Source organism: Streptomyces massasporeus (genome assembly GCF_014648995.1).
In the GTDB taxonomy this organism is placed as follows: Bacteria; Actinomycetota; Actinomycetes; order Streptomycetales; family Streptomycetaceae; genus Streptomyces; species Streptomyces massasporeus.
Genome location: NZ_BMSE01000008.1, coordinates 19,656 through 45,519 on the forward strand (window position 1 = coordinate 19,656; position 25,864 = coordinate 45,519).

Consider the following 25,864-nt stretch of genomic DNA (forward strand, 5'->3'; position numbering starts at 1 on the left):
ACTCTAGGAAGTCGGTAACGGCAGAGATGAGGTGATGCACGTGGCTCCGGTCGGCGGTACGGCAGTTCAGGACCACGTGGCCCTCGCCGAGATCGAGCTGTGCGGAGAGCTGATCATCGCGGCCTCGGCCGCCCAGGAACGGCTCAGCCTGGAGAGCATCGACGAGGTGCTGAAAGTGGCCGAGGAGCGGGACTCCTCCAGACGCTGACGCGGGACCCGGCTCACGTCCGCAGCATGCGGGCGATCGCCTGGGTCGCCTCCTTCACCTTCGCGTCGATCTCGTCGCCCCCCTTGAGGGCAGCGTCCGCCACGCAGTGCCGCAGGTGCTCCTCGAGCAGCTGGAGGGCGAAGGACTGCAGGGCCTTGGTGGAGGCGGAGACCTGCGTGAGTATGTCGATGCAGTAGACGTCCTCGTCGACCATGCGCTGCAGGCCGCGGATCTGGCCCTCGATACGGCGCAGCCGCTTGAGGTGTTCGTCCTTCTGCTTGTGGTACCCGTGCACGCCGTGGTCGTGATCGGCCGCCCCGTCCGCACCGGTGGTGTCGGCGGTGCCGGTGGTGACATGTGCGACATCTGTTGCGTCGGTCACGTCCGTCATCGCTTCCTCCTGGTGAGCAGTGGGCCGACATATACCCCTGGTGGGTATATGGTACCGAACTTTGCCGGGTATACGGCCCTGGGAACCGCCCCCGTGCTCATCACCGTGCCCGATGGGTGACACTGGTGGGCGGCCCGATAGCCGTGGCCGGATGTTGCGCCTAGCATCAGCCTGACCGAAACCGAAGCACCCCGAGGACCCCACGTGCGCTTTCGTCTGACCCCCAGGGAGACGAGCTTCTACGACATGTTCGCCGCCTCCGCGGACAACATCGTCACGGGCTCGAAGCTCCTGATGGAACTGCTCGGGGCGGACTCACCCGCCCGGGCCGAGATCGCAGAGCGTATGCGGGCAGCGGAACACGCAGGTGACGACGCCACGCACGCGATCTTCCACCAGCTGAACTCCTCCTTCATCACGCCGTTCGACCGCGAGGACATCTACTCCCTCGCGTCGTCCCTCGACGACATCATGGACTTCATGGAGGAGGCCGTCGACCTGGTCGTCCTCTACAACGTCGAGGAACTGCCCAAGGGCGTCGAGCAGCAGATCGAGGTCCTGGCGCGTGCTGCCGAGCTGACGGCCGAAGCGATGCCGCACCTGCGCACCATGGAGAACCTCACCGAGTACTGGATCGAGGTCAACCGGCTGGAGAACCAGGCCGACCAGATCCACCGCAAGCTGCTGGCGCACCTCTTCAACGGCAAGTACGACGCCATGGACGTGCTGAAGCTCAAGCAGATCGTGGATGTGCTGGAGGAAGCGGCGGACGCCTTCGAGCACGTGGCGAACACGGTGGAGACCATCGCCGTCAAGGAGTCCTGAGCCCTTCATGGACACCCTTGCTCTGGTCGTGACCATCGGGGTCGCGCTCTTCTTCACGTACACCAACGGCTTTCACGATTCCGCGAACGCGATCGCCACGTCCGTCTCGACGCGGGCGCTGACGCCGCGGGCCGCCCTGGCCATGGCCGCGGTGATGAACCTCGCCGGTGCGTTCATGGGCTCCGGGGTCGCCAAGACCGTCAGCGAGGGCCTGATCCAGACACCGACCGGGTCGAAGGGGATGGGGATCCTCTTCGCCGCGCTGGTGGGTGCCATCGTCTGGAACCTCATCACCTGGTACTTCGGGCTGCCGTCCTCCTCTTCGCACGCGCTGTTCGGCGGGATGGTCGGCGCGGCTCTGGCCGGCGGGACGACCGTCTACTGGAGCGGGGTGCTGGAGAAGGTCGTCATCCCCATGTTCATCTCCCCGGTGGTCGGTCTGGTGGCCGGCTATCTGGTGATGACCGCGATCATGTGGATCTTCCGGAAGGCCAACCCGCACAAGGCCAAGAGGGGCTTCCGCATAGCGCAGACCGTCTCGGCGGCCGGCATGGCGCTGGGGCACGGTCTGCAGGACGCGCAGAAGACCATGGGCATCGTGGTGATGGCGCTGGTCATCGCCGATGTCGAGGACTACGGCGATCCGATCCCGGTGTGGGTCAAGATCGCCTGCGCGGTGATGCTGTCGCTGGGCACGTACGCCGGTGGATGGCGGATCATGCGGACGCTGGGGCGGAAGATCATCGAGCTGGATCCGCCGCAGGGCTTCGCGGCGGAGGCGACGGGCGCGTCGATCATGTTCACCTCGGCGTTCCTGTTCAAGGCGCCGATCTCCACGACGCATGTGATCACCTCCGCGATCATGGGCGTCGGCGCGACGAAGCGGGTGAACGCGGTGCGGTGGGGTGTCGCCAAGAACATCATCCTGGGGTGGTTCATCACGATGCCGGCCGCGGCGATCGTGGCTGCGGCGTCCTTCGGGATCGTGAATCTGGCGTTTCTGTAGCTCAGCGAGTCTCTGCTGAGGCCGGGTGGGTCCGCAGCCCGGCGGAGCGGGGTGCCGCTGCGCCCACCCTCCCCCAAGCTCTCGGCTCCGCTCGAGCAGGGGGGACCCCCATCGCCCCTAGCGGCACGCATGCCCGCAGCTGGGCGGAGTAGTACGCGAAAAGGCCCGCCCCTGGGAGAGGGGCGGGCCCTTTTCGGCCTCGCGGTGGCACCGCCATGCAGCACCGCGAGGAGACTCGGCGGGCTGGATCAGCCGAAGCGGCCGGAGATGTAGTCCTCCGTGGCCTGGACCGACGGGTTGGAGAAGATGCGCTCCGTGTCGTCGATCTCGATGAGCTTGCCGGGCTGGCCGACCGCAGCCAGGTTGAAGAACGCCGTGCGGTCGGAGACGCGGGCCGCCTGCTGCATGTTGTGCGTCACGATGACGATCGTGAAGCGCTCCTTGAGCTCGCCGATCAGGTCCTCGATCGCGAGCGTGGAGATCGGGTCGAGCGCCGAGCAGGGCTCGTCCATGAGCAGGACGTTCGGCTCGACCGCGATCGCCCGCGCGATGCACAGACGCTGCTGCTGGCCACCGGACAGGCCCGAGCCGGGCTTGTTCAGGCGGTCCTTGACCTCGTTCCAGAGGTTCGCGCCCTTGAGGGAGCGCTCGACGATGTCCGCCAGCTCGCTCTTCTTGTAGTTGCCGTTCAGCCGCAGCCCCGCCGCCACGTTGTCGAAGATCGACATCGTCGGGAACGGGTTCGGACGCTGGAACACCATGCCGACCTCACGGCGGACCGACACCGGGTCGATGCCCGTGCCGTAGAGGTCCTCGTCGTCGAGGAGCACCTTGCCCTCGACGCGGCCGCCCGAGGTCACCTCGTGCATGCGGTTCAGCGTGCGCAGGAACGTCGACTTGCCGCAGCCGGAGGGGCCGATGAACGCTGTCACCGAGCGCGGCTCGACGGTCATCGAGATGTCCTCGATCGCCTTGTGGGAGCCGTAGTAGGCGGTCAGTCCGCTTACGTCGATTCGCTTGGCCATGACTACTTCACTTCCAAAAGTCTGGGGGGTCGCTGTGGCCCCGCGCGGCGGTAACCGCAGGTTGTCGCGTCAGCGACCGGTCTTCGGGGCCTTCCAGCGGGCGATCCCGCGGGCCACCAGGTTCAGGAGCATCACGAAGGCGATCAGGGTGAGCGACGCCGCCCAGGCGCGGTCGTACGCCGCACCGGAGCCCGCGCTGTTCGCGTACTGCTGGTAGATGTACAGCGGCAGCGAGGCCTGCGCCCCCTCGAAGGGGTTGGCGTTGATGAACGCGTTGCCCCACACCAGCAGCAGGACCGGGGCGGTCTCGCCGGTGATGCGGGCGATCGAGAGCATGATGCCCGTGGTGATGCCGCCGATGGAGGTCGGCAGGACCACCTTCAGGATGGTGCGCCACTTGGGGACGCCGAGCGCCAGGGAGGCCTCGCGCAGCTCGTTCGGGACGAGCTTGAGCATCTCCTCCGTGGAGCGGACGACGACCGGCATCATCAGGATGGCCAGGGCCAGCGAGCCGGCGAAGCCGAAGGGCTGCATGTCGAACATCAGCATGAGGCTGAGGATGAACAGACCCGCGACGATCGACGGGATGCCGGTCATGACGTCGACGAAGAACGTGATGGCCTTGGAGAGGTTGCCCCGGCCGTACTCGACGAGGTAGATCGCGGTGAGCACGCCGATCGGCGCGGCGATCACCGTGGCGAGTCCGACCTGCTCCAGGGTGCCGAGGATGGCGTGGTAGATGCCGCCGCCGGGCTCGGTGTCGGCGACGACGCCCATGGAGTGCGTCAGGAAGTAGACGTCGAGGACCTTCACGCCGCGCACGACGGTCGACCAGATCAGCGAGGCGAGCGGGACGACGGCGAGCAGGAAGGCGACCCAGACGAAGGAGGTCGCGATGCGGTCCTTCGCCTGCCGCTTGCCCTCCACGGCCGCGGCGATGGCGTACGTGCCGACGACGTAGAGGATCGCGGCGATCAGGCCCCACTGGACGCGGCTGTGCAGGCCGCCGGCCAGGCCGATGCCGACCGCGAGGGCGATCGAACCGGCGGCGATGGCATACGGGGACCACTTGGGCAGGCGGGCGCCGCGCAGGGTGCTGGGGCCCTTGGGGGTCAGGGTTGCGGTGCTCATGCGTTGGCCCCCGAGTACTCCTTGCGGCGGGCGATGATCGCGCGGGCCGCGCCGTTGACCAGCAGGGTGATGACGAACAGGACCAGACCGGAGGCGATCAGCGCGTCGCGGCCGAACTCGGTGGCCTCACCGAACTTGCTGGCGATGTTCTGGGCGAACGTGCCGCCGCCCGGGTCGAGCAGGCTGGCCTGGATGTCGAAGGTCGGGGAGAGCACGGTCGCGACGGCCATGGTCTCGCCGAGGGCGCGGCCGAGGCCGAGCATCGACGCGGAGATGACGCCGGAGCGGCCGAAGGGGATGACCGCCATGCGGATCACCTCCCAGCGGGTGGCGCCGAGCGCCAGGGCCGCCTCCTCGTGCATCTGCGGGACCTGGCGGAAGACCTCGCGGCTCACGTTGGTGATGATCGGCAGGATCATGATCGCGAGCAGGATCCCGACGGTCAGCATCGAGCGGGGGGCGCCGCCCTCCCAGGAGAAGATGCCGGTCCAGCCGAGGTAGTCGTTCAGCCAGCCGAAGAGGCCGTTCATGTGCGGCACGAGGACGAGGGCGCCCCAGAGGCCGTAGACGATGGACGGCACGGCGGCGAGCAGGTCGATCACGTACGCGATGGGGCCGCGCAGCCGGCGCGGGGCGTAGTGCGTGAGGAACAGCGCGATGGCGACGGCGACCGGGACCGCGATGACCATGGCGACGATCGAGGAGACGACCGTGCCGAAGGCGAGGACGGCGATGCCGAAGTTCGGCGGGACGAGGTTGGTGTCCCACTGGAAGGTCGTGAGGAAGTTGCCCTGGTCCTTGCTGATCGCGAGGGAGGCGCGGTAGGTGAGGAAGACCGCGATCGCGGCCATGATCACCAGCAGCAGGATGCCGGAGCCGCGGGAGAGACCGAGGAAGATGCGGTCTCCGGGCCGGGTGGCCCCGCGCACGGCGCGCTTGTCGACGGCCGGCTGCGGAGCGGGGGGAGGAGCGTCTGTTATCTGTGTGGGTGTGCCCATCAGGTTCTCCGGTCTGCGGAGCCGTACGCGAGGTACGGCCACTGGCGGCGGTGCACCGGACGGTGCGGCCCGGCCCCGGGGAGGGGGCCGGGCCGCACTCGGGTCAGCTCAGGCCCTCGATGGTGGTGCGGACCTGGGAGATGATGTCGGCGGGGATCGGGGCGTAGTCGTTCTCCGAGAGGATCTTCTGGCCGTCCTCGGAGGCGATGTAGCGCAGGAACGCCTTGGTGCCGGGCAGGGTGTCGGACTTGTTGCCCTTGTCGCAGACGATCTCGTAGGTGACGAGGACCATCGGGTAGGCGCCCTCGGCCTTGGTGCCGTAGTTCAGCTCCAGGGAGAGGTCCTTGCCCGTGCCGACGACCTTGGCCTCGGAGATCGCCTTGGTGGCGTTCTCGACGGTGGCCTTGACCGGCTGTGCGGCGCCCGTGTCGAGGTCGACCGTCTTCAGGCCGTCCTTGGCGTACGACAGCTCGAAGTAGCCGATGGCGCCGTTGGTCTGCTTCACCTGCTGGGCGACGCCGGAGGAGCCGGAGGCGGACTGGCCGCCCTTGGCCTGCCAGGTCTTGCCGCCGTCGTAGGGCCAGTCGCTCTTGGAGGTGGCGATCAGGTACTTGGTGAAGTTGTCCGTGGTGCCGGAGTCGTCCGAGCGGTGGAAGGCCTGGATCTTGAGGTCCGGGAGCTTCGCGTCGGGGTTCAGCTTCTTGATCGCCGGGTCGTTCCAGTTGGTGATCTTGTTGTTGAAGATCTTCGCCAGGGTCGGGGCGTCCAGGACGAGGTTGTCCACGCCGCTCACGTTGTAGCCGACCGCGATCGGGCCGCCGACCATCGGCAGGTCGATGCCCTGGCCGCCGGTGCAGACCTTCTTGGAGGCGGTGACCTCGTCGGGCTTCAGCGCGGAGTCGGAGCCGGCGAAGGCGACCTGGCCCTGCGTGAACGCGGTGACACCGGCGCCGGAGCCGCCGCCCTTGTAGTTGATCTGGACGCCCTGGCAGGCGGAGGTGAACTGCTTCACCCAGGCGTCGATCGCGTTCTTCTGCGCGGACGAGCCGTCGGCCAGCAGCTGACCCTTGGCGTCGTCGCACTTGACGTTGCTCGGCGCGGCGGCGTTGGAGGAATCACCGCCGTTGCTGTTGCCGCCGGTGTCGTCGGAGCCGCACGCCGTGAGGGCCAGGGCGCCGGAGACGGCGAGAGCACCGAGAGCGAGGGCCCGCCGGTTCATGCGCTGAAGCTTCACTTGAGTTCCTTCCAGGAGCCGCCGTCCTGATCGGCGGCGTGCGAAGTCTGAGTGACGCGGACGCGGTCGCACTCAGCAGGCGCGGCACGCGTCGGTAAGGCTGAAATTAGGCAGATCAGGTGAAGGCGCCGATGGCCGCACATGAACGAGGGGTGAACCCCTGCCTAAGGCCTGGTGAGGTCACGGAATGCTTACGGGGAGAGCACGTCGGCATTCCGCTTTTGCGGACGAATGGGGACCGTCCGGTCAGCGGGCCGTCCGCGGGAGGTGCAGAACGGCGAGCAGCTCGTCGACCAGCGGCCGGTCGTGGGGCTGGGTGAGACGGTCGCGGGCGGCGGCGGGAGTCAGCCACAGGACCCGGTCCACCTCGTCCGTCGGGGAGAACGCGCAGGACACGGCCTCGGCCGCCCAGTAGCGGACCCGCTTCGGGCGGCCGCCCGCCGCATAGCGCAGGGTCGACAGCTCGGGCCCGGGCTCGGCCCGGCAGCCCGTCTCCTCCGTGACCTCGCGCAGTGCGCCGTCGAGTGCCGCCTCGCCGCGCTTCAGTTTCCCCTTCGGCCACGACCAGTCGTCGTATTTCGGCCGGTGCACGAGGCAGAGCTCGGGCTCGCCGGTGGTGGGGGAGTGGCGCCACAGGACGCAGCCCGCCGCCTGAACGGTGGTGTCCTTGGGGGTGCTCACCGGGTTTCACCGCCTCCTGGTGCCGTGGCCGGACATGCCGGGCCGGCCGGTCATGACGTGCGGACGGTCTCCTTCTGCCAGCACTGCTGGAACGCGAAGCGCGCCGCCTCCACCTCGTGCCGCTGGTCGGCGTGGAGCACGCCGAGGGCGTACGCCGTGGCCGGGGCGATGCGCGGGGTGCGGGCCGCCTGGGCCGCCGCTGCCGCCGCCTCCGAGGCGTCCCGGTGCCGGTTCAGGGCCCGGCCCGCGGAGAGCAGGCGCAGGTCGACCACGGCGTTGCCCTTGGGGCCGCTGACGGCCTCGCGCGCGTAGCGGTGCAGGCGCAGCAGCAGGCGGACCTGGTGCCACGGGGCGTCCTGCGGGTGCGGGACCGTGTCCGGGGACAGGCCGTGGACGAGGGCCGCGGCGTTGTACGGGCTTCCCGCGGTGACGAGGGGGAGGGCGGTCACGGCGTCGGTGAGCCGGCCCTGGGCGGCGGCGGCGAGAGGGCGCAGGTCGGTGCTGCCGGCCGCCCTGGTGAGCGGGACCTCGCTGGCCAGGACGGCGACCTTGTCCGCGACGGCGTGGAAACGACTGCTGCCCAGGGCCTGCAGGGCCGTGGAGTGGGCCCGGGTGCGGGCGAGGGTCAGCTGGCGGTCCAGCAGGGCGCCCGCCTTCGCCGCTCCGACCGTGAGGTTGCCGCGTTCCGGTGCCGCGGCCGTTGCCGGCGGGTTGCGCAGCCCCGCGTCGCGGGATGCCGCTCGCTGCGGGACGGACGCGGCCGGGGCGGCACGACCGCCCGCAGCCGGGTCGGCGCGCGTGCCCGCCGGAGCGTCCGCGCGGCCGGCGGCGACGGCACCGGCCGTCTGCCCCGGCAGCGCCGTCGACCCCGACAGGCGGTGCAGTGCCGTCAACAGGCGCTCCAGACGGGTCGTGTACGCGTGCTCCATCGCCAACGTCCCCGACACCCACGCCAGTTCGGGGCGCATCGCCTCGCACCAGTCCGAGTCGAGGAGGGACTGGAAGGTGTGCAGGCCGGCGCTGATGCGCCGGGCCGAGCGGCGCAGGGCACGGGCCGCCTCGGCGGACCCCTCCGAGCCGTTCGCCCCCGACCCCGTCTCCCGGTGCAGGCGCAGCGCTCGGAGGAACTCCGTGGCCTGGGCCCGCAGATAGCCCGCGAGGACGTCACCGGTGGGGACGGCCCCGGCGTGCCGGGATCGGGGATCCGTCGGGTCAAGGTGTTGCTGTGCCACGCCGGCGCCTCCGGGCGTCTATGAGCATCTCCTGGACGTTGCGCAGGGGCTGTCCGTCCGCGTCGGTCGCATGCCGGGTCCAGTCGCCGTCCGGGCCGAGGTGCCAGGAGGCGGTGGAGTCGGACATGCCGGTCTCCAACAGCCGGTTCAGGGCTGCCCGGTGGGCCGGGTCGGTGACCCGGACCAGGGCCTCTATCCGGCGGTCGAGGTTGCGGTGCATCATGTCGGCGCTGCCGATCCACACCTCGGGCTCGCCGCCGTTGCCGAAGCCGAACACCCGGGAGTGCTCCAGGAAGCGGCCGAGGATCGAGCGGACCCGGATGTTCTCCGACAGGCCGGCCACGCCCGGGCGCACCGCGCAGATGCCGCGCACCCAGATGTCCACCGGCACCCCCGCCTGGGACGCGCGGTAGCAGGCGTCGATGACGGCCTCGTCGACCATCGAGTTGACCTTGATGCGGACGTGCGCGGGGCGCCCCGCACGGTGGTGCTGGACCTCCTTGGCGATCCGCGAGACCAGGCCGTCGCGCAGCGACTTGGGGGCGACCAGGAGACGGCGGTAGGTCTCCCGGCGCGAGTAGCCGGAGAGGCGGTTGAAGAGGTCCGAGAGGTCCGCGCCGACCTGGGGGTCGGCCGTGAGCAGGCCGAGGTCCTCGTAGAGGCGGGCCGTCTTCGGGTGGTAGTTGCCGGTGCCGACGTGGCTGTAGCGGCGGAGCGTCTCGCCCTCCTGGCGGACCACCAGCGACAGCTTGCAGTGGGTCTTCAGGCCCACCAGGCCGTAGACCACGTGGCAGCCGGCCTCCTCCAGCTTGCGCGCCCACTTGATGTTGGCGTGCTCGTCGAAGCGGGCCTTGATCTCGACCAGGACCAGGACCTGCTTGCCGGACTCGGCGGCCTCGATGAGCGCGTCGACTATCGGGGAGTCGCCGGAGGTCCGGTACAGGGTCTGCTTGATCGCGAGGACGTCCGGGTCGCCCGCCGCCTGCTCCAGGAAGGCCTGGACGGAGGTGGAGAACGAGTCGTACGGGTGGTGCAGCAGCACGTCCCGCTCGCGCAGCGCGGCGAAGATGTCCGGCGCGGACGCCGACTCGACCTCGGCGAGGTCGCGGTGGGTGCCGGCGACGAACTTGCGGTATTTCAGCTCCGGCCGGTCCAGGGACGCGATGCGGAACAGGCCCGTGAGGTCCAGCGGGCCCGGCAGCGGGTACACCTCGGCCTCGCTGATCTTCAGCTCGCGCACCAGCAGGTCCAGGACCTCGCGGTCGATGGACTCCTCGACCTCCAGGCGCACCGGCGGCCCGAAGCGGCGCCGCATGAGCTCCTTCTCCAGGGCCTGGAGAAGGTTCTCCGCGTCGTCCTCCTCGACCTCCAGGTCTTCGTTGCGGGTGAGGCGGAAGGCGTGGTGCTCCAGGACCTCCATGCCCGGGAAGAGCTCCTCCAGGTGGGCGGCGATGACGTCCTCGATGGGGACGTAGCGGCCCGGGGAGCTTTCCAGGAAGCGGGACAGCAGCGGCGGCACCTTCACCCGGGCGAAGTGCTTGTGGCCCGTGACCGGGTTCCGTACGACGACGGCCAGGTTCAGGGACAGGCCGGAGATGTACGGGAAGGGATGCGCCGGGTCGACCGCCAGCGGGGTCAGCACGGGGAAGATCTGGTGCCGGAACAGGGTGAACAGGCGGGCCTGCTCCTTCTCCTGCAGCTCGTTCCAGCGGACCAGGTGGATGCCCTCCTCCGCGAGTGCGGGGGCGACGTCCTCGTGGTAGCAGGCGGCGTGCCGGGCCATGAGTTCGCGCGAGCGGGCCCAGATCATCTCCAGCACCTCGCGGGGCTGGAGGCCGGAGGCGGAGCGGGTGGCCACGCCGGTGGCGATGCGGCGCTTCAGACCGGCCACCCGGACCATGAAGAACTCGTCCAGGTTGCTGGCGAAGATCGCGAGGAAGTTGGCCCGCTCCAGCAGGGGCGTGTTCGGGTCCTCGGCGAGTTCCAGCACGCGCTCGTTGAACGCGAGCCAACTGCGCTCCCGGTCGAGGAAACGCCCCTGGGGCAGCTGGGGCCCGTCGTACGGCGACTCCTCGTAGGCGTCGAGGTCGGCGTCGATGTCCGGTTCCAGATCGGAGACCGCCGCCGCCACCGTGTGCGGGCGGTGGGCTGCGATGGAGCCCACGGAGGGCTGCGCGTGCTGGACCTGTGCCTGGGTGTTCGGCTGGCTCATGGACCCATTCTTCCGCGCCGCGAGCATCACGGGCGCGTCGGACAGCGCGGGCGGGAGCGGGGGTGTCACATGAGTGCTCCCGTTTCCCTCGGGACCCTCACGGGGCGGGGAAGGCTCTGGCACGGCGGGATTCATTGGCCGAGCTTCGCAAGCTCGTCTGAATCGATGGTTACGGAGACATGACGTGCGGGATATCGGGGAGCGGCTCGCGGGCGTCCACGGGGCCGGGTGAGGGGCCGGCGCGGTTGCCCACAGGCTGTGGACGGCGCTCGGCGACGCCGTACGCCCCGGAGTGTGCCCGGTGGGCGGGCTGTAGGCCCGGAGTGTGCCTGGTGGGCGGGCTGTACGCCCCCGGAGTGTGCCCGACGGGCGGGCCGTGTGCTCCGGGAGTGTCCCCAAGGGGCGGGCCGCGCGTCCATCCCCCCGTGGAAGGACGCGCGGACCGGGTTCAGGGGAGGCGGCGGGCCAGGAGGAGGAAGGCGGCGGCCGTCGCGGTGCCGGCCACGGCCAGCAGGAGGCCGGTTTCCACGTACTGGAGCGGCCAGAAGTGTGACTCGGGGTGGAAGGTCGCGCGGGTGAGCGGGACGCCGCCGCGGGGCACGTCGGACCAGGCGACCTGGAAGGCCGAGCGGGGCAGTTCGAGGGCGCCGGCCTCGGTGCGCGTGACGGCCGGCCAGAGGTTCTCCCGGTAGCGCTCCATGACGCCGTGGAGGACCAGGGAGGCGGCGAGGGACACGCCCGTGGCCGGCAGGGCACGGCGCCACACGAGTCCGGCCAGCGCGCCGAGGGCGAGACCGGCCAGGGCGTAGGCCACGGCCACCGGGCCCGTCGAGACGAACGTGTCCGGGTAGTACCAGTCGCCGACCAGGTTGGGATTGCCGTCCCCGCGCGCCCAGTCGTTCAGCAGCAGGAGTCCGCCGGTGCCGACCGTGAGCAGGGCGGCCGGGGCGGCCAGCTTCACGGCCAGCCAGCGGACCGGGGTGACCGACTGGGTCCAGGCCAGCTGGGCGGTGCCGTTCTCCAGTTCGCGCCCGATCAGGGCGCCGCCCGCCCAGGCGGCCACGGGGAACATGACCCAGGACAGGGCCGTCGCGAGTCCGAAGATGCCGTTCCGGTACGTCTCGTCGGCGGTGATCGCATCGACTGCCGCACAGGAGGGGAGCCCGGCGGTGGGGGGTGTGGAGCAGGCGCTCATCCCCGCCCGGGCCTCGTCCCCGAGGGAGTGCAGCCAGATCAGCGCGACCGCGGCGGCGGCCAGGGCCAGCAGCGACAGGACGAGGGCGGTGCGGTGCGTCCTGCCGACGGCCCGCAGCAGGCCGCCCGGCCGGGTGTCAGGGGCGGCGGCGGTGGCGAGGGCGGTCATACGGCGGCTCCCGTGCGGCGGCGCAGGACGAGGAACGCGGTCGCGGTCGCCAGGGCGGCGACGGCCATGACGATGCCGGTCTCGACGAGCTGGAGGGGCCAGAAGTGGGACGCGGGGTGCTTGTGCATCAGCGAGGGCGTCCCGGGCGGGGTCGGCCACAGGTGCGGGCGCAGGTCGTCGAGGACGGAGGTCAGGGAGGCCATGGCCGCGACCGCGACGCCGAGGGCGGGCAGCGCGCGGCGCAGGAGCACGCCGGACAGGACGCCGAGGGCCAGAGCGGCCAGGGCGTGGGCGGTGGCGAGCACGCCGTTGGCCTCGAAGACGCCGTCGTCGTACCAGGCGCGCCAGGCCAGGACGCGCATCAGATGGTGGTCCGACGTCCACAGCGTGCGGTGCAGCAGGGTGATCGCCAGGGTGCCCGGCACGAGCAGCAGGGCCGGGACGGCGAGCTTGGCGGCCAGCCAGCGGGCCGGCGTGACCGACTGGGTCCAGGCGAACTGGGCGGTGCCGCTCTCCAGTTCGCGGCCGATGAGGGAGCCGCCGGCCCAGGCCGCGGTGAGCGTCGGGAGGAGGAAGAGGATCCCGATGACGACCGTGACGGTCGTCTCGTACCGGAAGAAGGCGGGGCCCGGCAGGTCGCAGCCCAGGTCCGGGGCGCCCCCGTCGCATCCCATCCCCCGGTACTCGGCCCAGGCGGCGTCCGCTCCCGGCCCGAGCGCCCACAGCAGCGCCGCGGCGGCCACCGCCACCAGTCCCAGCCAGAACCACAGCGCCGTGCGGTGCAGCCGGAGCAGGGCCAGGAGCAGGCCGCGCGGCGGCGATACGGGCCGGACGGCGGCGCGTGCCCTGGTGGTCGTCGTGGTCATACGGCGGCCTCCCGCGCATCGAGCAGCAGCGGCGGGGCGTCGGGGGAGCGCAGGTGGGCCAGGACGACCTCCTCCAGGGAGGGCCGGTCGCCCTGGAGGACGTCGCCGAGGGGGCCCGCGGGACGGACCATCGCGGTCAGCTGGCGGCCGGTGGTGCGGGACTCGACCACGGTGTGCGGGTCCAGGGCGTCGCCCGCCCGGCCCGTGACCAGGGTGTGCGCGGCGAGCAGGTCGTCCAGCGGCCCGGCGAGCCGGACGCGGCCCGAGCCGAGCAGCAGCAGGTGGTCGCAGGAGCCCTCCAGCTCCGCCACGACATGCGAGGACATGACAACCGTGGTGCCGCGGTCGGCGGCGTCGGCCATCAGCGTGGCCGTCAGCTGGTGGCGGGCGAGCGGGTCGAGGTCGGCCATCGGCTCGTCCAGGAGCAGCAGTTCGGGGCGTTTGCCGAGGGCGAGGGCGAGTGCGACGCGGGTGCGCTGGCCGCCGGAGAGCGCGCGGATCTTCGTGTCCGGGTCGAGGTCGCCCTCGGCGACGATCCGCTCGGCGGCCCGGGCGTCCCAGCGGCGGGGGTTGAGGTCGCGGCCCAGCCGCAGGGTGCCGGCGACGGTGAGCTGGGGGTGCAGGGGCTTGTTCTGGGCGACGTGGGCGAGCCGCTCGCGGGCCGCGGCCGGGGTGGTGCCGAGCACGGTGATGGTGCCCTCGGTGGGGCGGAGCAGCCCGGCCGCCAGGGCGAGCAGGGTGGACTTGCCGGCGCCGTTCGGGCCGGTGAGGGCGCAGACGCTGCCCGCGGGGAGCCGGAAGGCGCAGCCGTCCAGGGCCGGCCCGCGGCGTCGCCGGAACCTCCTGCCCAGCCCCGCCGCCTCGATGGCGGTGTCCGTCATGCGTCCCCCTTGGATTCTGCGAAGTGCGCGTCGAGTACGGAAGTGAAGAGGGCGGCCACGTCCTCGCGCTCCAGACCGGCCTCGCGCGCCCGGACCGCCCAGGCGTCCAGTTCCGCGCGGAGCGGGGAGTCGGCGGGGGCGGTGCTCAGGGACTTGCGGACGAACGTGCCCAGTCCCCGGCGGGCCTCGACCAGGCCCTCGCGCTCCAGCTCCCGGTAGGCCTTGAGGACCGTGTTCGGGTTGATGGCGGTGGCCTCCACGACCTCGCGGGCGGTGGGGAGCCTGTCGCCCGGCTCCAGCAGGCCCAGGCGCAGGGCCTGTTTGGTCTGCTGGACGATCTGGACGTAGGTGGCCACACCGCTGCGCCGGTCGATGCGGTACTCGACCACTGCTTGAACCACCCTTTCACTAATTGAGTAGTGAAAGGGTGGTGGAAGGAGGGCCGAAAAGTCAACCGTGCTTTCGTGAACCGTTCGACCCGGGCCGTCCGATGAGGAGACGTGAGCGATACGAGAAGCGACGGGGAGCTGCTGCGGGCCATAGCCGCGGACGCCGACCGGCGCGCCTTCGAGGAGCTGTACCGGCGCTACGCGCCCTGGCTCCGGGCCCGGTTGCGGGGACGGTGCGCCGACCTCGGGGTCGTCGACGACGTCGTGCAGGAGACGTTCCTCGCGGTGTGGCGCGGCACCGCCCGCCACCGCCAGGAGGGGCATGCCCCCGACGCGGCCGGATGGTTGTGGCGCATCGGGTCGCGGCGGCTGGTGGACGCGCTGCGGGGCGACGGGGCGCGCGGGCGGCTGCGGCAGGCCCTGACGCGGTTGCGGCACCGGGACGAGGTGTCGGCGGAGGAACGCGTGCTCGCGGGGGTGGAGCACGGGGACCTCGCCGGAGCCCTGGTCCGGCTGTCGCCGGAGCTGCGGGCGGTGCTGCAGGCGACCGTCATCGACGGGCTGACGACCCGTGAGGCGGCCGTGCTGCTCGGGATTCCGCCGGGGACGGTCAAGACGCGGGCCATGCGGGCCCGCAAGCAGTTGCGGGAGGCGTTGGCATGAGCTGGCACGTGTCCGAGGAGGATCTGCGCGCCTACGCACGAGGGGAGTTGGAAGCCCCTGTGCTCTGGTCCGCCGACGCGCATCTGACCTCCTGCGCCCGGTGTCGCGGTGCATTGGCCGAGGTCAGCGACCCGGTCGTCCTCGACGCCGGATGGGACCGGCTCGACGCCGAGCTGGACGCACCCCGGACGGGGCTTCTGGAGCGGCTGCTGGTGCGGATCGGGGTGGCCGGGCACACCGCGCGGCTGCTGGCGGCGACGCCCGTGCTGCGCCGGTCCTGGCTCGGGGCCGTCGTCGCCGTGCTGCTCCTGAGCGTGGGGGCCGGGCACGCCGTGCGCGGCGGGGAGTTCCCCACGCTGTTCCTGGCCCTCGCGCCGCTGCTGCCGCTGGCGGGGGTGGCGTTGTCGTACGGACCCGCGCTGGATCCGACGTACGAGATGACCGTCGTCGCGCCGATGCACGGGTTCCGGCTGCTGATGATCCGGACGGTGGCCGTGCTGGGTGTGGTGCTGGGGCTGAACGGGCTGGCGACCCTCGCCCTGCCCGCCTACGGCCTGCGCGGCCTGGCCTGGCTGCTGCCCGCGCTGGCGCTCACCGCGACCGGGCTCGCGCTGACGCCCCGGCTGGGGCCCGTCCTCGCGCCGTCCCTCGTGGGCGGGGCGTGGGTCGGACTGCTGCTGACCGCCGACGTGCTGCGGACGGGGGCGGACGTGCCGCTCGCGCCGTTCACCGTGGCGGGGCAGGGCGTGGCGGCGGTGGTCGCCGCGCTCGCCGCCGGGCTGCTCTTCCTCCTCCGTGACCGATTCGACCTCTTCCAGGGACGTGCCGTATGACCCCGACCGTGTCCGCCTCCGGGCTGAGCCTCCGCTACGGCGGCACCCGGGCCCTCGACGACGTGTCGCTGCGGCTGACCCCAGGCGTCACCGGGCTGCTCGGCCCCAACGGCGCCGGCAAGACCACGCTGCTGCGGGTGCTCGCCACGGCCCTGCCCGCCGACCGGGGGGCCTTCACCGTCCTCGGGCACGACCCGGGCACCGCCCGCGGCCGGCAGGAGGTGCGGCGCCGGCTGGGCTACCTGCCGCAGACGCCGGGCTTCCACCCGGATTTCACCGCCTTCGAGTTCGTCGACTACGTGGCGATCCTGAAGGAGATGACCGACCGGGGCGTCCGGCACCGGGAGGTGCGCCGGGTGCTCGACGAGGTCGGCCTGGCGGACGTGCGGGGCAAGCGGATCCGCAAGCTGTCCGGCGGGATGCGGCAGCGCGTCGCCCTGGGGGCCGCCCTGGTCGGTGAGCCCGGGTTCCTGGTCCTCGACGAGCCGACCGTGGGACTGGACCCCGAACAGCGCATGAGGTTCCGGGAGTTGATCGCCGGAGCGGGGGAGGGGCGGACGGTCCTGCTGTCCACCCACCAGACCGAGGACGTGGCGATGCTCTGCCACCGCGTGATCGTCATGGCCGCCGGCCGGGTGCGGTTCGAGGGCACTCCGGCCGAGCTGACCGCGCGGGCCGCCGGGCGCGTGTGGAGCAGCACCGAGCGGGACCCGGGCGCCAAGGCGGGGTGGCGCACCGGCACCGGGACCTTCCGCAACGTGGGGGCCCCGCCACCCGGCGCCGAACTGCTCGAACCCACCCTGGAGGACGGCTACCTGCTCACGCTCGACGACGCCGGAGCGGAGGTGGCGGCATGACCACGGTCGTGGAGAAGCCGCTCGCACCCGGGATACGGAACGAGCCCGGCGGGCCCTCCAAGGCCGTGCTCGCCCTGGCCCTGTTCGAGTCCCGCCGGCTGCTGACCCGGATTCCGGTGCTGCTCGCCTTCGCCGTGTACCTCGGGTGGACCGTGTGGCGCGCCGGCAGGGCCTGGGGCGACTACCCGGCCCTCCAGGACGCCGACCGCGCCACCCAGAACGCCCCGATGCTGGTCGGCCTCGCGGTCCTGCTGTCCGTCAACCAGGCCGCACTGCGCTCCCGACGGCACGACACTGAGCGGCACTTCGCGGTGCTGCTGCTCCCGCACTGGTGCCGTACGGTCGCCCACGCCCTGTCGGTCGTGGCCGCAGCCCTGGTCACCGCCGTGTGCGTGGCCGGGCAGTTCGGCTGGGAGGCGCTGCGGCCCGGGGCGATCGGGCAGGGGTCGGTGGGCGAACTGCTCGTGGGTCCGCTGACCGTGCTGCTGTCGGGGCTGGCCGGGCTGCTCATGGCCGGGCTGGTGAGGTCGGTCATCGCGGCCCCGCTGCTGGTCGTGTTCGGGCTCTTCCTGTTCGCCTTCTTCTCGGGCACGAGCGACGACGCGAGCCGCTGGTTGCTGCCGGCCGTCGTGGAGGCCACGAGCAACACCCTGCCCTCCGATCTGATGGGCCGGCCCGCCGGCTGGCACGCCCTGTACCTCGCCGGACTGGCCCTGACCCTGGGCCTGGTGGCGGTCCTGGTCGCCGGCGGCCGCAAGCCGGCCGTCCTGGCCGGTACCGCCGGAGCGCTCGCCATGACGCTGGTCGGCGGAGTGGCCCAGTCGGGCGGCGACTCCCCCCAGCTGGTCAAGGCACGCGAACGCGCCACCGTGCACCCCGAGCAGGTGCAGTCCTGTGTCCGCCGGGACGGCTCCACCTACTGCGCGTTCCCCGAGTGGGGGCCACGGGTCGGGGACTGGGCCGCGGTGGTGGACCGGGTCCGCTCCCTGGCCGGCGGCGGCGCCCACGAGCAGGACGTCGTCGTACGGCAGCGGGTCGAGGCGCGCTACGGCCTCTCCGGCGACGGCGCGCTGACGCCGCTGGAGCGTCCGCACGAGGTGACGGTGGGCACCCAGTGGGGCGGCAACCGCGTCCCCGAGTTCTCCGCCGCCGTGGCCGGTGTGCTGATCGCGGGCGACGAGAAGGCGGCGACCTCGATCTGCGACGCCCGCATCATCCCCCTCATGTGGCTGGCCGTGGGCTGGGCGTCCGAGCCCCTCGACGCGCTGCGCCGGGTCCGGCTCGACGACAGCATCACCGGCTCCGCCCTGGTGCTCCAGCCCACGGACGGGCTGTCCATGACCGCGGCCCAGACCGAGGTGCTGCGCGCCCTGCTCGACCTGCCCCGGGGCGAGGCCGGCGCACGGGTCAAGGACCGGTGGCGCGAACTGACCGCGCCGAAGGTCACCGCGGCCCGGGCCGCCGCGCTGCTGGACCTGCCCGCGCCCGACGGGGAGGACAAGTGCCTCTGACCCGGCAGCTGGTGCTCCCCGTCCACCGGACGCTGCCGTGGGGGGTGGTGGGCATGGCCGGGGTGGCCGGACTGCTGCTCACCGCGCTGACCCGGACCGGCGAGAGCGCGGAACGGCTCTCCGCGTACCTGCTGCGGGCCGCGATCCTCGCCTTCGCGGTGGGCCTGGCCTTCCTCCTCGACGACCCGGCCCGGCACACCACCGCCGCCGTGCCGACCCCGCGCCCGGTCCGGATCGCCCTGCGCGTCGCCCTGGCCGCCCCGGCCGCGGCGGCCTGGTGGACGGCAGCCCTGCTGCTCGTGCCGCCGGGCGTACGGCCCCCGGTCGGCGACATCACGCTCGAAGCCGGGGCCGCCTGCGTCCTGGCGGTGACCGGCGCGGCGGCCGGCGTGCGCTTCACCGAGGTCGCCCGGCCCGGACTGCCGGTCGCGGGCGGGCTGCTGACCACGGCCGTCCTGGTGATGCTGTTCTGGCCCGGGCGCTGGGCGCTGTTCGTGCCGGTGGAGGACGAACGGTGGGCCGCGGCCCACGACCGGTGGGGCGTGGTGCTGGCCGGGGCCGTGATCCTGGGCGCGGTGTGCGCGGTGGAACCGTTGCGGCGGCGGGTCCGGTTCTAGCGGAGGTCCGGTGCACATCCGATGGTTGTGCACCGGGCGTCCGATGATGGTGCGCCGGGCCGCACCCTGCCTCATGAGCCGAGCGTTCCGGGCCGTCTGACAACCGCATGTTGTGCGGCTAGGCTGCCCTTCGTGGACCTCAAAGCCGTACGCGCCTTCGTGGCGATCGCCGACTCCGGGCAGTTCCAGAAGGCCGCAGTGGATCTGGCCCTCACCCAGCAGGCCGTGTCCAAGCGGATCGCCGCGCTGGAGAAGGACCTCGGAGTGCGGCTGCTGGTCCGCACGCCGAGGGGCGCGGAGCTCACCATCGACGGACAGGCACTGCTGCCGCACGCCCGGGTCCTGCTCCAGGCCGAGGACCGGGCGACGGCCGCCGTGCGGCCCGGGGACCGGGCGCTGCGGGTCGACGTCGTGGGGCGCCGGGCCGCCACCGGCGGGCTGGTGCAGCACTTCCACCGGGCGCACCCGGAGATCGCGCTGGACGTCGTCACGCTGTTCGACGTGGAGACCGCCGTGACGGCCCTGCGGGACGGGGCCGTCGACGCCACCTTCCGTGCCGTCACCATGCCCGGGCAGCGGCTCCCCGACGGCATCACGGCCACCCCGGTCCTCGACGAGCCGCTGCAGCTCTGCGTCGGCCCGGGCCACCCGTTCGCCCGGGCCCGCTCGGTGACGACCGCGCAGCTCGCCGGGCACCGCATCTGGATGCCGGGCAACGTCCCCGGGACCGAATGGCACGCCTACTACGAGGAACTCGCAGCGGCCTTCGGGCCGGCCATCGACACCATCGGGCCCAACTTCGGCCTCGAAGCGCTGCTCGACACGATCGCGGGCTCCCCGACCGTGGCCACCTTCCTCAGCGAACGGACCCCGCACGTCTGGCCGGTCGCCCACGACCTGCGGCTCGTCCCGCTCGTGGACCCGGTCCCGGTCTATCCGCACTCGCTGCTCCGGCGCACGGACGACCCGCACCCCGGCCTGAGGGCGCTCCACGACTACCTGGTGGCCACCCGGCCGCGCCCGCCGGAGGGCGAGCTCTGGCGGCCGTCGTGGGCGGAACCCCCGCGGGGAGTCCTCGAAGGGCAGACCCCCGAAGGGCAGCAGGGCCCTACCCGACCCGCTTCTCCAGCAGCGTGAAGGACTTGGGCTGCCCACCCGGCTGCGGCTTGCCCTCCTTGCGGCCCACGACCCGGTAACCGGCGTCCACGTAGTAGGCGTTGAGCTGTGCGTTGCCCGCCAGGCAGTCCAGACGCATCCAGGTCCGTCCCGCCTCGGCCACGCGGTGCTCCGCGGCCGTCAGCAGCGCCCGCCCCGTCCCGGGCACGGCGGCGCCCCGGTCCACCATCAGCCGGTGCACGTACCCGGCCACCGGCGGCTGCGGGCCCCAGGCGTCCTCGTCCTCCCACCACAGCTCCCAGGCACCGGCCAGGCGCCCGCCGGTCTCCGCCAGCCAGACCTCGCCGTGCGCCATGACCCGGCGGAAGTGCTCCTCGTCCAGCTCCCCCGGCCGCCACTGCCCGGTGATGCCACGGGCCAGCATCCAGCGTGCGGCGTCGTCGCGGAGCCGGACCAGGGCGGCGAGGTCGGATGCGGCGGCCGGGCGGACGCACAGGCCCGGCACCGTGGGAGAGCTCACGTCTCCGTCCGGTACATCAGGTCGACCTCGTGCGTGGTGAACCCCAGCCGCTCGTACACCGACACCGCCGCCTTGTTGTCGGCGTCGACGTACAGCATCGCCGTCGGCAGCCCCCGCCCCGCCAGGTGCCGCAGCCCGATCGTGGTCAGGGACTTGCCGAGGCCGCCGCCCTGCGCGCCGGGGCCGACGCCGAGGACGTAGACCTCGCCCAGGCCCTCCTCGGCGTGCACCTTGGTCCAGTGGAAGCCCACGAGTTCGTCGCCGCGGAAGGCGAGGAAGAAGCCCTCGGGGTCGAACCACGGCTCGGCCTTGCGGTCGTCGAGGTCGCGCTGGGTGAGGGAACCCTGCTCGGGGTGGTGGGCGAAGGCGGCGGCGTTCACCGCGAGCCAGGCCGCGTCGTCCTTGCCGGGGACGAAGGCGCGGACCGTGACGCCCTCGGGGAGCACCGGCTCGGGTGCGTCGAAGTCGGTCAACGACCGCCGCATCTGGCGCAGTTCACGGAAGAGGGTCAGGCCGAGGACCTGTGCGAGATGTCGGGCGGCGGAGTGCCCGCCGTGCGCCCACACCCGCAGCCGCTTGCCGGAGGCCGCCAGCAGCGCCGAGCCGAGCGCCCGCCCGTGCCCGTGCCCGCGGTGCCCGGGGTGCACGACCAGCTCGGCGGCCGGCGGCTCCACCAGGTCCGTGTCCTCCAGCTGGGCATAACCGACAAGTTCCCCGCCGGCGGTCAGCAGCAGATGGGACACGCCCTCCCGCTCCCCGCCGCGCAACTGCAACCGGCCCTGTTCGGACACCGCCTGCTGCCCGTCGGTCCCGGCCGCCTCGTCGAGCAGTCCGAGTACGGCCTCGGTCTGCTCGGCGGAGAGCGCGGCAAGGGTCTCGATCGAGCGGGGGCGTCCGGGCCGTACGGTGTCGTCGCTGGTCATGCGTACGAGGGTACGGGGCGCCACCGGCAAATCGGCGGCAAAGAAGCAACCAGGATGTAACCACGAAACACCTGTCGCGCTACGCGCGTTGACTCTAGGCTGCGCCGGACGGCAACACCGTCCGAACAGAACCGACAGCAGACCCACAGGGGGGCGTATGCCAGCCACTTCACCGGCTTCGGCGCACCAGGAGCGCCGCAGACGTCGTACGAACCGTTTCGTCGCTCTCACCGCCGGTGTCGTCACCGTCGGCGCGCTGGCCGCCGCGGCGCTGCCCGGTTCGGCCAGCGCCGGCGAGGAGCACCGCAAGGGCGGGCACGGGCACGGCCGCTACCAGGACGTGCAACTGCTGTCGTTCAACGACCTGCACGGCAACCTGGAGCCGCCCGCCGGTTCCTCCGGCCGGGTCACCGAGACGCAGCCCGACGGCACGACGAAGACCATCGACGCCGGTGGTGTCGAGTACCTCGCCACGCATCTGCGGCAGGCCCGCAAGGGCGAGAAGTACTCCATCACGGCGGCCGGCGGCGACATGGTCGGCGCCTCCCCGCTGATCTCGGGGCTGTTCCACGACGAGCCGACCATCGAGGCGCTGAACAAGCTCGACCTCGACGTCACCTCCGTCGGCAACCACGAGTTCGACGAGGGCGCCAAGGAGCTGGCCCGTCTGCAGAACGGCGGCTGCCACCCGAAGGACGGCTGCTACGCGGACAAGAAGTTCAAGGGTGCCGACTTCCCCTACCTGGCCGCCAACGTCCTCGACGAGAAGACGAAGAAGCCGATCCTCAAGCCCTACTGGGTGTGGAAGAAGAACGGCGTCAAGGTCGGTTTCATCGGAGTGACCCTGGAGGGCACCCCGGGCATCGTCTCCGCCGAGGGCGTCAAGGGCCTGTCCTTCAAGGACGAGGTCGAGACGATCAACAAGTACGCCAAGGTGCTGCAGAAGCAGGGCGTGAAGTCGATCGTCGCCCTCATCCACGAGGGCGGCTTCCCGGCGTCGACGTCGTACAACTACGACTGTGACTCCCCGGGCGCGGGCGACGGCGTCTCCGGCCCGATCGTCGACATCGCCAAGAACGTCACGCCGCAGGTGGACGCGCTGGTCACCGGCCACACCCACAACGCGTACGTGTGCAGCATCGCCGACCCGGCGGGCAAGCCCCGCATGGTCACCTCGGCCGCGTCCTTCGGCCGCCTCTACACCGACACCACGCTGACCTACGACCGCAGGACCGGCGACATCGCCCGTACGGCGGTCAAGTCCGCGAACCGCGTGGTCACCCGGGACGTCCCCAAGGCGCCCGACATGACCGAGCTGATCAGCAAGTGGAACACCCTGGCCGCGCCCATCGGCAACAAGCCGATCGGCTACATCTCCGGCGACATCGGCAACACCGGCAGCGAGTCCCCGCTCGGCGACCTCATCGCCGACGCGCAGCTCGCCCACGGCAAGCAGCTCGACCCGGAGACCGACCTGGCGCTGATGAACCCGGGCGGTATCCGCGCCCCGCTGACCTACTTGGCCAAGGCCGGTGAGGGCGACGGCGTCGTCACCTACGCCGAGGGCTTCACGGTCCAGCCGTTCGCGAACACCGTGAACCTCCAGGACTTCACGGGCGCGCAGGTCATCCAGGCGCTCAAGGAGCAGGTGTCCGGCCCGAACGCGGCGGCCCCGAAGGTCCTCCAGGTCTCGTCCGGCCTGACCTACACGCTGGACCTCACCAAGTCCGGCGCCGACCGCGTGGTCACGGACAGCATCAAGCTGAACGGTGCGGCCATCGACCCGGCGGCCACCTACCGCGTCGCGACGAACAGCTTCCTCGCGGGCGGTGGCGACGGCTTCCCGACCCTCGGCCAGGGCACGAACGACGTCGTCGGCGCCGACGACCTGACCGCGCTGGAGCAGTACCTGACGGCCAACTCCTCGGCCGGCAACCCGATCGCCCCGCCGAAGGCGGACCGCATCACCATCGTGAAGTAGGTCGCATACCCGGGGTTCAGGTTGCGGGTGGGGGAGGTACGCATGATCGGATGGATCGATGCGTACCCCCCACCACCTAGATGCGCATCCCCGTCCGAACCCGTACGAGGAGCTCGCCGCCCTCGATGACGGGCCTCTGGAGGAGACCCCTCTGGATGAGTTCCTCACTGAGGAACGCGATGCGGGCGCCGAGGACGCCTGGGCCCCGCCGGACCACCGCCGCGGCGGCAAGCGGCGCAGGAAGAATCGATTCGCTGGCTTGCCGCTCGCGGTGAAGGCGGTGGTCGGCCTGGTCGTCCTCACCTCGTTCGCCGGGCTCGGCGACCGCTGGGCCGTGCTGTACGCCGAGCACCGGGCCGCCGACACCCTCAAGGACCGCCTCGACCTGGCCGCGGCGCCCGAGGTGGAGATCGGCGGCTTCCCCTTCCTCACCCAACTCGCCGACAAGCGGCTGGACTCGGTGAAGGTGACCGTCCCGGACGTCGCCGCCGACCGGGTCTCCCTGGCCAAGGTGTCGGCCACGGCCCACGACGTGACGCTGAACGCCGACGGTCTCACCTCCGTGCGCGGCGCCCACGTCCCCCGCTTCGACGGGGACGTCCAGCTCACCTTCGCCGACCTCAACCGCGAACTCGGCGCCTCCCAGGTGACGTTCACCGGCGAGGGCCGCGACCGGGTCCGGGCGAACGGCACCCTGCCGGTCGCCGGGCACAACCTGCGGCTGCGCGCCGAGGCCCGGATCCAGCGGCAGGGCGAGCGGGGGATCGCCACCGAGATCGGCAAGATGCGCCTGGACATCGGCGATCTGGCCACCTACCGCCCCGGCACCCGCCCCTCGGAGGGACTGCACCTGACGCCCAAGGGCACCGCCGACCTCGCCCGGGAGACCCGCAAGGCCAAGGCGCTGCTGTCGGTGCCGGCCATCGTGCAGCGAATGGGCGTGCCCGAGGCGACCGTGCGCGAGGCGCTGGCCGACGACGGCAAGCTCGCCGAGCTGACCGGCTCCCCGCGTTTCGCCCGCCAGGCCGCCGGCCTCAACCTCATCGACCTGGCCCTGGAGAACCCCGACGTCATGCGCCGTCTGGGCCTGGACCCCAACCTGCTCGACTCCCTGTCGGGCCTGACCCGCCCGGTCCTGGCCGACCGGCTGTCCCTGGCGTTCGAACTGCCCGAGCCGGACCAGGGCAACGTGCGGTTGCGGGACGTACGGGTGGAGGAGGACGGCATCCGGGTGCGGGTGTCGGGGTCGGGGCTGACGGTCGGGCGGTGACTCCCCGAGGGGGCCCGGCCGACCCGCGAGGTGCTCGGGCCGTCCCCTGCCCGCAACGGCTCAGGCAGGCCCGGCCCGCGAGCTGCTCAGACCGCCCCCGCCCGTGAGCTGCTCAGTCATGCCCCTGCCTCCCGAGCGGCCGGGCTTGCCCGAAAGTCTGTCCTCGCGGCCGCTGTCCGGGATCCGGGGCGCCCGGACAATGGCGGCGTACCGGACCGAGATGAGGGTGATGCGGATGCGTAGGCAGGGCCGGTCCCAGGAATCGGAGGCGGACGCGCGGGACGGGCACGCGCACCGGCCCCCGCTGCGGCCGCACGAGGCCGACCCGCGGGCGGCCCGGCTGGCGGCCGGAGGGCGGATGACCCCGGACGCGGCCCGGGCCCTCCAGGGCAGCGCCGGCAACGCCGCCTTCGTGGCCGTGCAGCGCATGCCCCGGGGTGGCGACAACGGCGAGGGCCCGGCCGAGGAGAAGCCCATGGACGGGCTGAGCCGGTTGCGGCGGGCCAACGCGCGGGCGGAGAAGCGAGGTCAGGCGGCGCCCACCCTCGGGCAGGCCGACAGCCCCTTCGGCGCCTACACGGTGAACAAGGGGCGGGGCGCCGGCCCGTACATCACGTCGAACGTGAAGCACCAGCACCCGGGGAGCGAGAGCCTCGGAACCACCTACGACGAACTGGTCAAGGCCCTCGACGCCGAGCACCTGCCGCTGGTGGCGCAGGCCGCGCGCAACGGCACGGAACTGGACGAGGAGATTCTCGCCAGCATGGACGCGACCCAACGGCGAGCCGCCACCATGCTCTACGGGATCATGACCCAGTCCGAGGAGCGCAGGTTCCCGGGGGCCGGCAAGGCCATGCGCAGTGCGCTGACCAAGCAGGGCGACCCTTACCACGAGGCGGAGGAGTTCGAGCAGGACTTCCCGATGGGCCAGGTCGGAGGGGCGCAGTACTACCGCGAGGTGCTGGCCGGGAAGAAGCAGCTCTCGGACAAGGCCCGCAAGAACCTGGAGGACATGTCGTCGTCGTCCTCGGACGGGGAGAAGTCCTCCTGAACGCCCCGACGGCCCCGTCGTGGCTGAAACTTTGTGTGCAGATGTGTTGACCTCTGTTCGAGTCTCCTTCTAGTTTCGTG

The 25,864-nt window shown here is 72.0% G+C and carries 26 protein-coding genes; 12 read left to right on the plus strand and 14 right to left on the minus strand.

The features are described 5' to 3' along the window. Nucleotides 1-40: 40 nt before the first annotated feature. Nucleotides 41-208 (plus strand): hypothetical protein, encoded by a 168-nt coding sequence (locus IE153_RS18900; RefSeq protein ID WP_167345922.1) that lies wholly within the window; start codon nucleotides 41-43, stop codon nucleotides 206-208. Nucleotides 209-221: 13 nt separating this feature from the next. Here IE153_RS18900 and IE153_RS18905 read toward each other — a convergent pair whose 3' ends face one another. After that, nucleotides 222-599 carry a metal-sensitive transcriptional regulator gene (locus IE153_RS18905; protein WP_229829052.1) on the minus strand — a complete coding sequence of 126 codons (378 nt, stop codon included), beginning with the start codon at nucleotides 597-599 and terminating at the stop codon, nucleotides 222-224. A gap of 204 nt (nucleotides 600-803) precedes the next feature. Here IE153_RS18905 and IE153_RS18910 point away from each other — a divergent pair, with 204 nt between their 5' ends. Beyond that, complete coding sequence (locus IE153_RS18910) at nucleotides 804-1,424, plus strand: DUF47 domain-containing protein (RefSeq protein ID WP_031105674.1); 621 nt, start codon at nucleotides 804-806, stop codon at nucleotides 1,422-1,424. A gap of 7 nt (nucleotides 1,425-1,431) precedes the next feature. Next, entirely contained in the window at nucleotides 1,432-2,430 is a 999-nt protein-coding gene (locus tag IE153_RS18915) for an inorganic phosphate transporter (RefSeq protein ID WP_189590861.1), read from the plus strand. A 248-nt stretch (nucleotides 2,431-2,678) separates the two neighbouring features. On the opposite strand, the gene pstB is transcribed toward IE153_RS18915, so the two are convergent. The 11 genes from pstB to IE153_RS18970 all read right to left on the minus strand — a co-directional run bounded on the left by pstB (nucleotide 2,679) and on the right by IE153_RS18970 (nucleotide 14,442). Further along, a complete protein-coding gene (pstB, locus tag IE153_RS18920; protein WP_031105672.1) occupies nucleotides 2,679-3,455 on the minus strand; it encodes a phosphate ABC transporter ATP-binding protein PstB in 777 nt (258 codons plus the stop codon). A gap of 69 nt (nucleotides 3,456-3,524) precedes the next feature. After that, nucleotides 3,525-4,586, minus strand: coding sequence for a phosphate ABC transporter permease PstA (gene pstA / locus IE153_RS18925; RefSeq protein WP_189590862.1), 1,062 nt, complete (start codon nucleotides 4,584-4,586; stop codon nucleotides 3,525-3,527). Then, the gene (pstC, locus tag IE153_RS18930) at nucleotides 4,583-5,584 is read right to left on the minus strand and encodes a phosphate ABC transporter permease subunit PstC (protein WP_189590863.1); all 1,002 of its coding nucleotides are present in this window, start codon (nucleotides 5,582-5,584) and stop codon (nucleotides 4,583-4,585) included. The genes pstA and pstC overlap by 4 nt, the downstream gene beginning before the upstream one ends. A gap of 103 nt (nucleotides 5,585-5,687) precedes the next feature. Beyond that, nucleotides 5,688-6,818: a phosphate ABC transporter substrate-binding protein PstS gene (gene pstS, locus IE153_RS18935; protein ID WP_189590864.1), complete on the minus strand. Its 1,131-nt coding sequence runs from the start codon at nucleotides 6,816-6,818 to the stop codon at nucleotides 5,688-5,690. 246 nt (nucleotides 6,819-7,064) lie between these two features. Continuing rightward, a complete protein-coding gene (locus IE153_RS18940; RefSeq protein WP_189590865.1) occupies nucleotides 7,065-7,499 on the minus strand; it encodes an NUDIX hydrolase in 435 nt (144 codons plus the stop codon). A gap of 50 nt (nucleotides 7,500-7,549) precedes the next feature. After that, the gene (locus IE153_RS18945; protein WP_189590866.1) at nucleotides 7,550-8,731 is read right to left on the minus strand and encodes a CHAD domain-containing protein; all 1,182 of its coding nucleotides are present in this window, start codon (nucleotides 8,729-8,731) and stop codon (nucleotides 7,550-7,552) included. Further along, a complete protein-coding gene (locus IE153_RS18950; protein ID WP_189590867.1) occupies nucleotides 8,712-11,078 on the minus strand; it encodes an RNA degradosome polyphosphate kinase in 2,367 nt (788 codons plus the stop codon). The genes IE153_RS18945 and IE153_RS18950 overlap by 20 nt, the downstream gene beginning before the upstream one ends. 313 nt (nucleotides 11,079-11,391) lie before the next feature. Beyond that, nucleotides 11,392-12,306, minus strand: coding sequence for an ABC-2 membrane transporter-related protein (locus IE153_RS18955; protein WP_189590868.1), 915 nt, complete (start codon nucleotides 12,304-12,306; stop codon nucleotides 11,392-11,394). Then, nucleotides 12,303-13,172, minus strand: coding sequence for an ABC-2 membrane transporter-related protein (locus IE153_RS18960; RefSeq protein ID WP_189590869.1), 870 nt, complete (start codon nucleotides 13,170-13,172; stop codon nucleotides 12,303-12,305). Before IE153_RS18960 ends, IE153_RS18955 begins: the two co-directional genes overlap by 4 nt. After that, nucleotides 13,169-14,053: an ABC transporter ATP-binding protein gene (locus tag IE153_RS18965; protein WP_189590870.1), complete on the minus strand. Its 885-nt coding sequence runs from the start codon at nucleotides 14,051-14,053 to the stop codon at nucleotides 13,169-13,171. The genes IE153_RS18960 and IE153_RS18965 overlap by 4 nt, the downstream gene beginning before the upstream one ends. After that, a complete protein-coding gene (locus IE153_RS18970; RefSeq protein WP_189591241.1) occupies nucleotides 14,050-14,442 on the minus strand; it encodes a GntR family transcriptional regulator in 393 nt (130 codons plus the stop codon). The genes IE153_RS18965 and IE153_RS18970 overlap by 4 nt, the downstream gene beginning before the upstream one ends. Nucleotides 14,443-14,553: 111 nt before the next feature. Here IE153_RS18970 and IE153_RS18975 point away from each other — a divergent pair, with 111 nt between their 5' ends. From IE153_RS18975 to IE153_RS19000, 6 genes are all read left to right on the plus strand, one after another. Next, entirely contained in the window at nucleotides 14,554-15,105 is a 552-nt protein-coding gene (locus tag IE153_RS18975) for an RNA polymerase sigma factor (protein ID WP_189590871.1), read from the plus strand. After that, on the plus strand, nucleotides 15,102-15,938 hold the full coding sequence (locus IE153_RS18980) for a cupin domain-containing protein (RefSeq protein ID WP_189590872.1): 837 nt from the start codon (nucleotides 15,102-15,104) through the stop codon (nucleotides 15,936-15,938). Before IE153_RS18975 ends, IE153_RS18980 begins: the two co-directional genes overlap by 4 nt. Further along, a complete protein-coding gene (locus tag IE153_RS18985) occupies nucleotides 15,935-16,795 on the plus strand; it encodes an ABC transporter ATP-binding protein (RefSeq protein WP_189590873.1) in 861 nt (286 codons plus the stop codon). The genes IE153_RS18980 and IE153_RS18985 overlap by 4 nt, the downstream gene beginning before the upstream one ends. Next, the gene (locus IE153_RS18990) at nucleotides 16,792-18,306 is read left to right on the plus strand and encodes an ABC transporter permease (protein WP_189590874.1); all 1,515 of its coding nucleotides are present in this window, start codon (nucleotides 16,792-16,794) and stop codon (nucleotides 18,304-18,306) included. The genes IE153_RS18985 and IE153_RS18990 overlap by 4 nt, the downstream gene beginning before the upstream one ends. Further along, nucleotides 18,297-18,923, plus strand: a complete 627-nt coding sequence (locus tag IE153_RS18995) for an ABC transporter (RefSeq protein ID WP_308432193.1) — start codon at nucleotides 18,297-18,299, stop codon at nucleotides 18,921-18,923. Before IE153_RS18990 ends, IE153_RS18995 begins: the two co-directional genes overlap by 10 nt. Before the next feature lie 132 nt (nucleotides 18,924-19,055). Beyond that, nucleotides 19,056-20,060 carry a LysR family transcriptional regulator gene (locus tag IE153_RS19000; protein ID WP_189590875.1) on the plus strand — a complete coding sequence of 335 codons (1,005 nt, stop codon included), beginning with the start codon at nucleotides 19,056-19,058 and terminating at the stop codon, nucleotides 20,058-20,060. Here IE153_RS19000 and IE153_RS19005 read toward each other — a convergent pair. Both IE153_RS19005 and mshD read right to left on the minus strand, forming a co-directional pair. Further along, the gene (locus IE153_RS19005; protein WP_229829054.1) at nucleotides 20,032-20,559 is read right to left on the minus strand and encodes a GNAT family N-acetyltransferase; all 528 of its coding nucleotides are present in this window, start codon (nucleotides 20,557-20,559) and stop codon (nucleotides 20,032-20,034) included. The two genes, IE153_RS19000 and IE153_RS19005, sit on opposite strands and share 29 nt — an antisense overlap. Then, entirely contained in the window at nucleotides 20,556-21,482 is a 927-nt protein-coding gene (gene mshD / locus IE153_RS19010) for a mycothiol synthase (RefSeq protein ID WP_189590876.1), read from the minus strand. The genes IE153_RS19005 and mshD overlap by 4 nt, the downstream gene beginning before the upstream one ends. Before the next feature lie 157 nt (nucleotides 21,483-21,639). Between mshD and IE153_RS19015 the strand changes: the two genes are divergently transcribed. The 3 genes from IE153_RS19015 to IE153_RS19025 all read left to right on the plus strand — a co-directional run bounded on the left by IE153_RS19015 (nucleotide 21,640) and on the right by IE153_RS19025 (nucleotide 25,784). After that, nucleotides 21,640-23,463 carry a bifunctional metallophosphatase/5'-nucleotidase gene (locus IE153_RS19015; protein ID WP_189590877.1) on the plus strand — a complete coding sequence of 608 codons (1,824 nt, stop codon included), beginning with the start codon at nucleotides 21,640-21,642 and terminating at the stop codon, nucleotides 23,461-23,463. 58 nt (nucleotides 23,464-23,521) lie between these two features. Next, nucleotides 23,522-24,733 (plus strand): LmeA family phospholipid-binding protein, encoded by a 1,212-nt coding sequence (locus IE153_RS19020; protein ID WP_189590878.1) that lies wholly within the window; start codon nucleotides 23,522-23,524, stop codon nucleotides 24,731-24,733. A gap of 235 nt (nucleotides 24,734-24,968) precedes the next feature. Beyond that, nucleotides 24,969-25,784 (plus strand): hypothetical protein, encoded by an 816-nt coding sequence (locus tag IE153_RS19025; protein ID WP_189590879.1) that lies wholly within the window; start codon nucleotides 24,969-24,971, stop codon nucleotides 25,782-25,784. The last annotated feature ends 80 nt before the right edge of the window (nucleotides 25,785-25,864 follow it).

What these genes read in the sequence shown, in the direction of transcription:
- pstC (WP_189590863.1), bottom strand. Translation starts at nt 5,584, where the DNA reads ATGGGCACACCCACACAGATAACAGACGCTCCTCCCCCCGCTCCGCAG.
- mshD (WP_189590876.1), bottom strand. Translation starts at nt 21,482, where the DNA reads ATGACCAGCGACGACACCGTACGGCCCGGACGCCCCCGCTCGATCGAG.
- IE153_RS19025 (WP_189590879.1), top strand. Translation starts at nt 24,969, where the DNA reads ATGCGTAGGCAGGGCCGGTCCCAGGAATCGGAGGCGGACGCGCGGGAC.
- IE153_RS18955 (WP_189590868.1), bottom strand. Translation starts at nt 12,306, where the DNA reads ATGACCGCCCTCGCCACCGCCGCCGCCCCTGACACCCGGCCGGGCGGC.
- IE153_RS18905 (WP_229829052.1), bottom strand. Translation starts at nt 599, where the DNA reads ATGACGGACGTGACCGACGCAACAGATGTCGCACATGTCACCACCGGC.
- pstB (WP_031105672.1), bottom strand. Translation starts at nt 3,455, where the DNA reads ATGGCCAAGCGAATCGACGTAAGCGGACTGACCGCCTACTACGGCTCC.
- IE153_RS18980 (WP_189590872.1), top strand. Translation starts at nt 15,102, where the DNA reads ATGAGCTGGCACGTGTCCGAGGAGGATCTGCGCGCCTACGCACGAGGG.
- IE153_RS18985 (WP_189590873.1), top strand. Translation starts at nt 15,935, where the DNA reads ATGACCCCGACCGTGTCCGCCTCCGGGCTGAGCCTCCGCTACGGCGGC.
- IE153_RS18965 (WP_189590870.1), bottom strand. Translation starts at nt 14,053, where the DNA reads ATGACGGACACCGCCATCGAGGCGGCGGGGCTGGGCAGGAGGTTCCGG.
- IE153_RS19020 (WP_189590878.1), top strand. Translation starts at nt 23,522, where the DNA reads ATGCGTACCCCCCACCACCTAGATGCGCATCCCCGTCCGAACCCGTAC.
- IE153_RS18950 (WP_189590867.1), bottom strand. Translation starts at nt 11,078, where the DNA reads ATGAATCCCGCCGTGCCAGAGCCTTCCCCGCCCCGTGAGGGTCCCGAG.
- IE153_RS18960 (WP_189590869.1), bottom strand. Translation starts at nt 13,172, where the DNA reads ATGACCACGACGACCACCAGGGCACGCGCCGCCGTCCGGCCCGTATCG.
- pstA (WP_189590862.1), bottom strand. Translation starts at nt 4,586, where the DNA reads ATGAGCACCGCAACCCTGACCCCCAAGGGCCCCAGCACCCTGCGCGGC.
- IE153_RS18915 (WP_189590861.1), top strand. Translation starts at nt 1,432, where the DNA reads ATGGACACCCTTGCTCTGGTCGTGACCATCGGGGTCGCGCTCTTCTTC.
- IE153_RS18990 (WP_189590874.1), top strand. Translation starts at nt 16,792, where the DNA reads ATGACCACGGTCGTGGAGAAGCCGCTCGCACCCGGGATACGGAACGAG.
- IE153_RS19015 (WP_189590877.1), top strand. Translation starts at nt 21,640, where the DNA reads ATGCCAGCCACTTCACCGGCTTCGGCGCACCAGGAGCGCCGCAGACGT.